Genomic DNA, 10,106 nt, shown 5'->3' on the forward strand with positions numbered 1-10,106 from the left:
TGGCGGCCCGCGCGCAGGCCGCCACGCCGGCACTGGCGCCATGGCAGCCGCCCCGGTTAAGCGGCGCCTGGCTGCTATCGGACATATATGCCGACCACTCCATCCCCATCAAGTCTGGTTGCGGCTGGTTGCCCGGGGAATGGCTGAATGAAGAGGGCCTGCACCAGGCGCTGCGCCACCTGAGCCGCGTGCCGGCCCTGCGTATTGCCGGCTATGGCCACCCTTATGGTTATGCGCCCTTGCGCGAAGCCGTGGCGGGCGGCCTGGCGGCGCATGGGCTGGACCTCGCCGCCGACCAGATCCTGCTGACGCAGGGCGTCACGCATGGCCTGGACCTGGTCATACGCACCCTGTTGCGGCCCGGGGATACCGTGGTGGTGGAACAGCCCTGCTACGCCAATCTGCTGCAGTTGCTGCGCCTGGCCGGCATGCGGGTGCTCAGCGTGCCGCGCACGCCGGACGGCCTGGACTGCGATGCCTTGCACCGCCTGGCCGCCGACCATCGCCCCAAGGCGCTGTTCGCGAATACCGTGCTGCAGAATCCGTCGGGCGCGGTCATGAGCATGGCCAATGCGTTCCGCGTGCTGCAGGCCGCCCAGCAGCATGATTTCTGGATCATCGAAGACGACATCTCGCGCGAGTTGATGCCAGGGGTGGCACCCTTGCTGGCCGCGCTGGACGGCATGCAGCGGGTGGTGTACCTGGGCGGCTATTCCAAGGTGATCAGCCCGTCGGTGCGCGTGGGCTACGTGGCGGCCCACCGCGATCTGATGCGCGACATCGCGCGCACCAAGATGGCTGTGGGCCTGACTTCGCCGGAAATCATGGAGCGGGTGGTGCACCAGGTAATACGCGAAGGCCGTTATCGCGCGCACATCAGCCGCACGCGTGAACGGCTGGCGCAGGCGCATGGGCAGGTGGGCCAGCAGATGGACGAACTGGGCCTGCAGGTATGGGCGCGGCCTCAGGCGGGGCTGTTCCTGTGGGCGCGCCTGCCCGGCTCGGCCGCGGGCGCCAATGCCCTGGCCGAGCAGGCCCTGAAAGACGGCATATGGCTGGCGCCGGGTTCTTATTTCGACCCGGCCGACGAAGACATACCCTGGATACGCTTCAACGTAGCGTATTCGCAGGGGCCGGAGCTATGGCGATTCTTGCGCGGCGTATGCGGCGCGGCCGAATAGGCGCGCGCCTTCAGGCGCGTTCGTACACCACGAAGTCGTAGGCGTAGCCGTTTTCTTCAGGCTGGGGCTGGCGCGATGCCTCGCGCCAGGCGAACGACGGCAAGTACGGGAAGAACGCATCGCCCTCGACCTGCGCGTGGACTTCCGTGGCAACGATGCGATGGGCCAGGGGCAAGGCTTGCGCATAGATTTGCGCGCCGCCGATGACATAGGCGTCGTCGACCGTGCCGGCCGCCTCGACGGCCGCCTGCAAGGTGGGCACCGCCACCGCGCCCTGCGCGGTGTACTGCGGGTTGCGGCTGATGACGATATTGGCGCGCCCCGGCAGCGGGCGGCCCAGCGATTCCCAGGTCTTGCGCCCCATGATGATGGGGCTGCCCAGCGTGGTTCGCTTGAAATGCGCCAGGTCGCCCGGCAGTTTCCAGGGCAGCGCATTGTCGCGTCCGATGACGCGGTTGTCGGAATAAGCAACCACCAGGGTCAGGCGGGGCAGGGCGGGCATGGCGGAATATAAGGGCGCAATGGATGTTCAGACCGCCATCGGCGCGGTCAGGGCCGGATGGTGCTGGTAGCCTTCCAGCGCGAAATCCGTGGGTTCGACCTTTTCCAGCCATTCGGGCTCATAGCGGCCGGTGACGGCGAAATCGGGAATGCGGTCCGACAGCACCAGCCGGGGCGATTCGTAGGGCTCGCGGGCCAGTTGTTCGCGCAGCATGGGCAGGTGGTTTTCGTAGATGTGCGCGTCACCGATGAAGTACGAGAACCAGCGCGGCTGGTAGCCCGTGAGCCTGCCCACCAGATGCAGCAGGGCCGCGCCTTCGGTCAGGTTGAAGGGCGTGCCCAACCCCACGTCGTTGGAACGGATATACAGGCACAGCGAGATTTCGCGCGTGCTGGCGTTGGGCAGGAACTGGTACAGCAGGTGGCAGGGCGGCAGCGCCATTTCTTCGATTTGCGCCCAGTTCCAGCCATGGAACAGGATGCGGCGGTCTTGCGGGGCGCGGTGGATGGTGTCCAGGCACTGGCGCAGTTGGTCTACCGGCTTGTACAGCAGTACTTGCGGCACGCCGCCGTCTTCCAGTTCGGCCACCTGGCGGTAGCCTCGCTCGATGGCGTCCTGGATCTGCGCGGCATTGGCGCGCGGCAGCATCTTGTAGGCGGGCCATTTCCGCCACTGCACGCCGTACACCGGACCCAGGTCGTCCGGGCCTTCGCGGTACGGGTTGGCCAGCCAATTGCTGTTTTCGTTGGCGTTCTGGTCCCACACTTTGCAGCCCAGGGCGCGGAAGTCGGCCGCGCTGCGGGCGCCGCGCAGAAAACCTACCAGTTCGCCCACCGCCGACTTGAATGCCAGCTTCTTGGTGGTAACCGCGGGAAAGCCTTGTTGCAGGTCGAAGCGCAGCGCCGCGCCCGGCAGCGACAGCGTCCGGATGCCGGTGCGGTTTTCCTGCCACGAGCCGTGGTCGAGAATGGACTGGATGAGCGAGAGGTATTGTTTCATGGCAATGCGCCCGGCGGTCCGGGCGTGGCAAGGGCCGGGTCAGGCCGCCTGCGTTTCCTGGGTGTCGACGATATCTACCGAGAACGTCAGTTCGGCGGTTTTTTCCAGCATGGCGGACGCCGAGCAATATTTCTCGTGCGACAGCTGCACGGCGCGTTCCACCGCGGCGCGCGGCAGGTTCTTGCCGGTGACGGTGAACGCGAAGTGGATGCGCGTGAACACTTTGGGGTCGGTGTCGGCCCGGTCGGCCGACAGTTTGACGCTGCAACCCGTAACCGCGTGGCGGCCGCGCTTGAGAATCAGCACGACGTCGTAGGCGGTGCAGCCGCCGGTGCCTGCCAGCAGCATTTCCATGGGGCGGGGCGCCAGATTGTGGCCGCCGCCGTCCACGGCGCCGTCCATGGCGGCCACATGCCCGCTGCCAGTGGAGGCCACGAACAGCATGCCTTCGGGGCCGCCCCAGTTGATGGTGCAATCCATGAGAAGTGTTCCTTGAGCGTTGAGCGCGAATAAGCCTGGATGATACCCGTTGCGTACAATCCGCGAAGCAGTACCCCGCCGTTCAATAGGGTGGGGACGCCAGCCAGGAGCCTACCCATGTCTGTTGCCTCGACGTCTTCCGGGTTCACGCCGTTTTCCCGGCGGCCCGGCCCCCTCGACCCGTTGTTCGCCGAGGTCGATCGCGCCTTGCGTGTGCTGTCGGGGGCGGCCACGGCCACGCGTCCGTATCCCGTGGATGCCCCCGAGCCCGAGCCGCCGCTGTCCGGCCAGCAAAAACGCCATGCGGCGGGTTTGATGCGCGTGAACCACGTGGGCGAAGTCTGCGCCCAGGCCCTGTACCGCGGCCAGGCGGCCGCTTGCCGCGAAGATTCCGTGCGGCGCCTGCTGCACCATGCCGCCACCGAAGAGGTCGACCACCTGGCCTGGTGCGCGCGGCGTCTGGAAGAACTGGGCAGCCGGCCCAGCCTGTTGAATCCGCTGTGGTATGCGGGGTCGTTCGCGCTGGGAGCCCTGGCCAGCCGCGCCGGCACCGCGCGCAACCTGGGTTTCATGGCCGAAACCGAACGCCAGGTCGAAGCCCACCTGGACAGCCATTTGCACAAGCTGCCCGACACCGACGAACGCTCGCGCCAGATCGTGCGCAAAATGAAAGACGACGAGGCCCAGCACCGCGACAGCGCCGAGCGGGCGGGCGGGGTGCCTTTGCCGGCGCCGGTGCGCGGCGCCATGCGCGCCATGTCGCGCATCATGACGTCCACCGCCTATTGGCTATGACCCGACGGGGAAAGCACCGCTTTGGGGCATAACTTGGTGCATTGCACAATCAGGTTTGGTGCAATGCCCGGGCTGTTTGCGATAAAGGCGGCTAAGTAATTGAAAAATATAGGGTAACCCCGCAAGGGTTTACCCTTTTGGCAAAAACCCTTTCCGCCGTACAAGCTAATAACCACGCCGTTTTCCGTTGGCATTGCTGCAAAACCACAACAGGTGGGGCGGCATGCAAATTACCTTAAAAAAAATCTTGCATCGCACAAAACAATGCGCTACGATTCAGTCATGGATGTTGAAAACGCAGTCGGCGCGGTGTTTACCCCGAATGCGTAGCGGTCGAACCTGATGCAGTGTTCACGCCAACATGCCCCGGTTGTCTCCTCCACCCTCCTCCTTTGGTGGATTTAGCCCGAGATCGCAAGATCTCGGGCTTTTTTTTCGGTGTTTTTGGTGTGTCCCCAATTGATTGCCGGCGCCACGCGAACGTTCGAATCATCTGGTGATCCAAATCCCGCTGGCTTGGTATTTACCCTTAAGTTTCAACGCTGTCATGCATCGGAAAGATCTACAATGCATTGCAGTGGGCGCCGGCCCCCGGGCGCAGCGGCCGGTTCGGTTACGTTCTGTGCGGGCGACTTTCACTTGTTTATGTCTCACATATACGAACGTTACACGCGCTCTTGATAATGATGTGCTTTACAAAATTCGACCCAACTAAGGTGTTTCCGTGACCTGGCTGTACATCTGCGTCGTGGCGTTCATGGTGGGGGGACTCATCGTGGCGTCCGAGCGCTGGCATGGCGCCTTTACCGGCGACAGCGACCTCAGCAAGCCGCAAGCCTCGCATTCCCGCGCCACGCCACGCGTGGGCGGGCTGGCGGTACTGGCCGGGTCGCTGGCCGGGCTGCTGGTGCTGGGGCCCAGCAACATGACGCTGACCTGGCTGTGGCCCGCGCTGTTCGTGGCAGTGCTGCCCGTGTTCGTGGCGGGCCTGCTCGAAGACATCACCAAAGACATCGGCGCCAGCAAGCGCCTGCTGGCCGCGTTCCTGTCCGCCGCGATTGCATGGTGGCTGCTGGGCGGCGTCAGCCGCGTGGGCATGGCGCCGATTGACTGGGTGCTGTCGTATTGGCCCGTGTCGCTGCTGTTCACCATGTTCGCGGTGGGCGGCTGTACGCATGCGCTGAACATCGTCGACGGCATGAACGGGCTGGCCGGCATGGTGGCCACCCTGATGGCGGTATCCATCGCCCTGGTGGCGCTGCAGGTGGGCGACCTGCCCATTTCCATGATCGCCGCCGCGCTAGCCTCGGCCACGCTGGGCTTCCTGGTCTGGAACTTCCCGTTTGGCCGGGTGTTCCTGGGCGATGGGGGCGCTTATTTCCTGGGCTTCATGCTGGCCGAACTGGCCGTGCTGCTGGTGGTGCGCAATCCGTCCGTGTCGCCGTTCTACGCGCTGGCGGTGCTGTTCTACCCGGTGTTCGAAACCGGTTTTTCCATCTGGCGGCGGCGCTTCAAGCGCGGCGTGCCCGTAGACCAGCCCGATGCGCTGCATCTGCATCAGCTGGTGTTCCGGCGCCTGGTTCGCGTCACTTTCAGCAAGAACCGCCGCCATGCGGTGCCGGCGCTGTGCAACGCACTGGCATCGCCCTACATGTGGGTGCTGGCGCTGATCGGCCTGGTGCCGGCCACCATCTGGTGGGACAACGCCTGGATCCTCAGCCTGAGCCTGGTGGTATTCGCGTCGGCCTATATCTGGCTGTACGTGCGGCTGGTGTCCTGGCGCCGGCCGGGCTGGCTGCTGCTGCCGCGCACCCACTGAACATCCTGTCGGGCGGCCCCGCGACGGGTCGAGGGGCCGTTGTTACAATTCCCCGTTCCTACTTAAAATGCCGTGAAACGAAGGCGGCAAAGGGAGAGCTATCTTGCGTATCGATGAGGTAAAACTTGCCGTGGTCGGCCTGGGCTATGTCGGACTGCCGCTGGCGGTGGAGTTTGGCAAGAAGCGTTCGGTTATCGGGTTCGATATCAACGCCAAGCGCATCGACGCCCTGAAAGCGGGCCATGACCACACGCTGGAAGTCGACGACGCCGAACTGGCGCAGGCCAGGCACCTGACATATACCGCCGACCGCGCCGAGCTGGCCAAGGCCAACGTGTACATCGTGACGGTGCCCACGCCTATCGACGCCTACAAGCAGCCCGACCTGACGCCGCTGGTCAAGGCCAGCGAAACCATAGGCGCGGTGCTCAAGCGCGGCGACATCGTCATCTACGAATCCACCGTGTACCCGGGCGCTACCGAAGAAGATTGCGTACCCGTGCTGGAGCGCGTGTCGGGCCTGAAATTCAACGAAGACTTCTACGCCGGCTACAGCCCGGAACGCATCAACCCGGGCGACAAGGCGCACCGCGTCAGCACCATCAAGAAAGTCACGTCGGGCTCTACCCCGGAAGTCGCCGAGCTGGTCGACACGCTGTACAAGGAAATCATTACCGCCGGCACGCACAAGGCGTCCAGCATCCGCGTGGCCGAGGCCGCCAAGGTTATCGAGAACACGCAGCGCGACGTGAACATCGCGCTGATCAACGAACTGGCCCTGATCTTCAACAAAATGGGCATCGATACCGAGGCCGTGCTGCAGGCGGCGGGCACCAAGTGGAATTTCCTGCCGTTCCGGCCGGGCCTGGTGGGCGGGCACTGCATCGGCGTGGACCCGTACTACCTGACGCACAAGGCGCAGGCCATCGGCTATCACCCCGAGATCATCCTGGCGGGGCGCCGCCTGAACGATGCCATGGGCAGCTATGTGGTGTCGCAGCTGGTCAAGGGCATGACCAAGCAGCGCATCCATGTACAGGGCGCGCGCGTGCTGGTCATGGGCCTGACCTTCAAGGAAAACTGCCCCGACCTGCGCAACACCCGCGTGGTGGATATCGTGAATGAACTGGGCGAATACAACGTCGACGTCGACGTGTACGACCCCTGGGTCGACCCTGCCGAAGCCGTGCACGAGTACGGCATTACGCCGGTGGCCACGCCCGAGGCGGGCAAGTACGACGCCATCATCCTGGCGGTGTCGCACGAACAGTTCGTCAAGATGGGCGCCGAAGCCATCCGCAAGCTGGGCAAGGCCAAGCATGTGCTGTACGACCTGAAGTACGTGCTGCCGCCCGAAGAATCCGACCTGCGCCTGTAAGGAGTTGCCATGAGCGAGCGCTACGAAAGCATCCAGCGGGAACTGCGCCAGTCGCCCCGCAAGTGGCTGGTGACGGGCTGCGCGGGGTTCATTGGTTCCAACCTGTTGGAAACCCTGCTCAAGCTGGACCAGACCGTGGTGGGGCTGGACAACTTCGCCACCGGGCACCGCCACAACCTGGACGAGGTGCGCGGCTCGGTCGACGCGGCGCAGTGGGCGCGCTTCACCTTCATCGAAGGCGATATCCGCGACCTGGAAGCGTGCCGCCAGGCCACCGACGGCGTCGACCACGTGCTGCACCAGGCCGCGCTGGGCTCGGTGCCGCGTTCGCTGAACGACCCCATCACCACCAACGAGGTCAATATCAGCGGGTTCCTGAACATGCTGGTGGCGGCACGCGACGCCAAGGTCCAGTCGTTCGTGTACGCGGCGTCCAGTTCCACCTACGGCGACCACCCCGGGCTGCCCAAGGTGGAAGACATCATAGGCAAGCCGCTGTCGCCCTATGCTGTAACCAAGTACGTGAATGAACTGTATGCCGACGTGTTCGCGCGTTCGTACGGTTTTGCCAGCGTGGGGCTGCGCTATTTCAATGTGTTCGGCAAGCGCCAGGATCCGGACGGCGCCTATGCCGCCGTCATTCCCAAATGGACGGCCGCCATGATCCGCGGCGACGACGTGGTGATCAACGGCGACGGCGAGACCAGCCGCGATTTCTGCTTCGTGGAAAACGCTGTGCAGGCCAATCTGCTGGCTTCGCTGGCGCCCGAAGACGGCCGTAACCAGGTCTACAACGTGGCCTACAGCGGCCGCACCACGCTGAACCAGCTGTACCGCTACCTGGCGCAGGCCCTGGGCACCCAGGGCGTGCAGTACGACAAGCAGCCGGTATATGCCGAGTTCCGCGCCGGCGACGTCCGCCATTCGCAAGCCGACATCGGCAAGGCGGGCAAGCTGCTGGGCTACCAGCCCGCCTACGACATCCTGCGCGGCCTGCAGACCGCCATGCCGTGGTACACGGAATTCCTGCGTTGACCGCGATGGCTGGCCGAGCCTGGCAGACACGCCCCCACGGGGGGCGGCGGGCCGCAGGCGCGGCCTGGGGGGCGGCCGCTTGAACGCCATTTTGCGCCGGCTCCGTTCCATCCACCCCGATCACCAGCGCATTTTCAAGGGCGCGTTCAGGGTGGCGATTTTCCTGGTGCTGGGCAAGGCCGCGGGCGCCCTGAAGGAAATGGCGGTGGCCTACCGCTACGGCATCAGCGATGCCGTGGACGCCTATCAGTTCACCATGACCATGGCCAACTGGCTGCCCGTCACCATCGTGGGCGTGCTGGGCGTGGTGCTGATTCCGGTGCTGGTGCGCCTGCGGCGCACCGGTGGCGAAGAGCGCGACCTGTTCGTGCGCGAACTGCAGGGCATGGTGCTGGTGGGTGGCCTGATACTTGCCGCACTGACGGCGCTGGCATGGCCATGGGTGCTGCAATGGCTGGGCAGCGGGCTGTCCGGCCAGGTGTCGGCCATGAGCACTCAATTGCTGTACGCCTTCGTGCCGGTGACGGTGCTGGTGCTGATGGCGGGCATCAGCGGCGCGCGGCTGCGCGCGCACGAACGCCATGTGAATACCTTGCTGGACAGCGCGCCGGCCGTGGCCACCCTGGCCTGGGTGATGCTGGCCGCCGTGTCCGCCGACGACGTCGGCCCGCTGTTGTGGGGCACGCTGGTGGGCTACATCGTCCAGGCCGTGTGGCTGGCCTGGCTGGCCGCGCGCGCCGACGGCGGGCTGTGGGGCGCGCCGCGCCTGACCATGCGTTCGCCGCATTGGCCGGAACTGGTCAGCGCCGCCGGCGTCATGCTGGTGGGCCAGGTGGCCATGAGCTTCGTCGGCCCGCTGGACCAATACACGGCCGCGAATCTGGGCGACAACGCCAATGCCACGCTGGGCTATGCCGCGCGCCTGCTGTCGCTGCTGCTGGGCATCGGGGCGGTATCGGTGGGGCGCGCGGCATTGCCCGTGCTGGCCGACGTGCAAAGCCGTGGCGACGGCGCGCGGGCGCGTTCGATGGCGCTGAAATGGTCGGTGCTGATGATGGGGGCGGGCGCGGTGGCGGTGGCCATTGCCTGGCTGCTGGCGCCGTGGGGCGTGGCCTTGCTGTTCGAGCGCGGCGCCTTCACGGCCGAGAACACCCAGGCCGTGGCGCAAGTGTTGCGCTGGGGCCTGCTGCAGTTGCCCTTCTATTTCGGCGTGCTGATCCTGGTGCAACTGCTGGCCAGCCAGAACCGCTATCGCATCATGGCCCTGATCGCCGTGGCGAACTTCCTGCTGAAGGTCATCCTGAACGCCATGCTGGCGCCCCGCATGGGCACCGCGGGCATCATGCTTGCTACCAGCCTGATGTATGCCTTGTCGTTCGCCTGCTACGCCGTGGTGGCATTGCGCCCCCACGATCCGCCCGCCGCGAAAGAGACCCCCTGATGGCCCGCCCTGACGATACCCCGCCGCGCGTACTGGTGTTTATTCATTCGCTGCATGGCGGCGGTGCCGAGCGCGTGGCCGCCGACCTGAGCGCGCATTGGGCCCAGGCCGGCTGGCCCGTGATGGTGGTAACCCAGGCCGACGCGCGCGATGACGCCTACACCCTGCACCCTGCCGTGCAGCGTGAAGTGCTGAACACGGCGGGCGAGGGCGGCGGCCTGCGCGGCATGCTGGCCAATGTGAAGCGCGTGCGCGTCTTGCGGCGGGTGCTGAAGCGGTTCCAGCCCGATATCGTGCTGGGCATGATGACCACTGCTTCCGTGCTGGCCGTGCTGGCGGCGCGCGGCCTGCCGTGCCGGGTGATCGCCACCGAACATACGCATCCGCCGTCGCAGGCCTTGTCGGGCCTGTGGCAGCGCCTGCGGCGCGCCACCTACCCGCATGCGGCGCGCGTGGTTGCCCTGACGCGCGGCACC

At 65.6% G+C, this 10,106-nt stretch carries 10 protein-coding genes; 7 read left to right on the plus strand and 3 right to left on the minus strand.

The features are described from left to right. A partial coding sequence (locus tag LPZ50_RS16145) for a PLP-dependent aminotransferase family protein (RefSeq protein ID WP_230662573.1) occupies window positions 1-1,181 on the plus strand: 1,181 nt, incomplete at its 5' end. 10 nt (window positions 1,182-1,191) lie between these two features. Here the strand turns inward: LPZ50_RS16145 and LPZ50_RS16150 are convergent. The 3 genes from LPZ50_RS16150 to LPZ50_RS16160 are packed head-to-tail and all read right to left on the minus strand — an operon-like array spanning window position 1,192 to window position 3,162. After that, window positions 1,192-1,683 (minus strand): dihydrofolate reductase, encoded by a 492-nt coding sequence (locus LPZ50_RS16150; RefSeq protein WP_230662575.1) that lies wholly within the window; start codon window positions 1,681-1,683, stop codon window positions 1,192-1,194. A gap of 27 nt (window positions 1,684-1,710) precedes the next feature. Further along, entirely contained in the window at window positions 1,711-2,682 is a 972-nt protein-coding gene (locus tag LPZ50_RS16155; RefSeq protein ID WP_230662577.1) for a thymidylate synthase, read from the minus strand. A 39-nt stretch (window positions 2,683-2,721) separates the two neighbouring features. Then, complete coding sequence (locus tag LPZ50_RS16160) at window positions 2,722-3,162, minus strand: OsmC family protein (RefSeq protein WP_230662579.1); 441 nt, start codon at window positions 3,160-3,162, stop codon at window positions 2,722-2,724. A 117-nt stretch (window positions 3,163-3,279) separates the two neighbouring features. Between LPZ50_RS16160 and coq7 the strand changes: the two genes are divergently transcribed. The 6 genes from coq7 to LPZ50_RS16190 all read left to right on the plus strand — a co-directional run. Then, a complete protein-coding gene (coq7, locus tag LPZ50_RS16165; RefSeq protein ID WP_230662581.1) occupies window positions 3,280-3,957 on the plus strand; it encodes a 2-polyprenyl-3-methyl-6-methoxy-1,4-benzoquinone monooxygenase in 678 nt (225 codons plus the stop codon). Window positions 3,958-4,681: 724 nt separating this feature from the next. Then, window positions 4,682-5,776: an MraY family glycosyltransferase gene (locus tag LPZ50_RS16170; RefSeq protein WP_230662583.1), complete on the plus strand. Its 1,095-nt coding sequence runs from the start codon at window positions 4,682-4,684 to the stop codon at window positions 5,774-5,776. 103 nt (window positions 5,777-5,879) lie between these two features. Then, entirely contained in the window at window positions 5,880-7,154 is a 1,275-nt protein-coding gene (tviB, locus tag LPZ50_RS16175) for a Vi polysaccharide biosynthesis UDP-N-acetylglucosamine C-6 dehydrogenase TviB (protein ID WP_268903433.1), read from the plus strand. Between the two features lie 9 nt (window positions 7,155-7,163). Further along, window positions 7,164-8,189, plus strand: a complete 1,026-nt coding sequence (locus LPZ50_RS16180; RefSeq protein ID WP_230662585.1) for an SDR family oxidoreductase — start codon at window positions 7,164-7,166, stop codon at window positions 8,187-8,189. A gap of 79 nt (window positions 8,190-8,268) precedes the next feature. Beyond that, complete coding sequence (gene murJ / locus LPZ50_RS16185; RefSeq protein ID WP_230662587.1) at window positions 8,269-9,630, plus strand: murein biosynthesis integral membrane protein MurJ; 1,362 nt, start codon at window positions 8,269-8,271, stop codon at window positions 9,628-9,630. Continuing rightward, window positions 9,630-10,106, plus strand: a 477-nt coding sequence (locus LPZ50_RS16190) for a glycosyltransferase (RefSeq protein WP_230662589.1), incomplete at its 3' end; no start/stop codon positions are given. The genes murJ and LPZ50_RS16190, both read left to right, overlap by 1 nt.

Source organism: Bordetella petrii, from assembly GCF_020991325.1.
In the GTDB taxonomy this organism is placed as follows: Bacteria; Pseudomonadota; Gammaproteobacteria; order Burkholderiales; family Burkholderiaceae_B; genus Bordetella_A; species Bordetella_A petrii_E.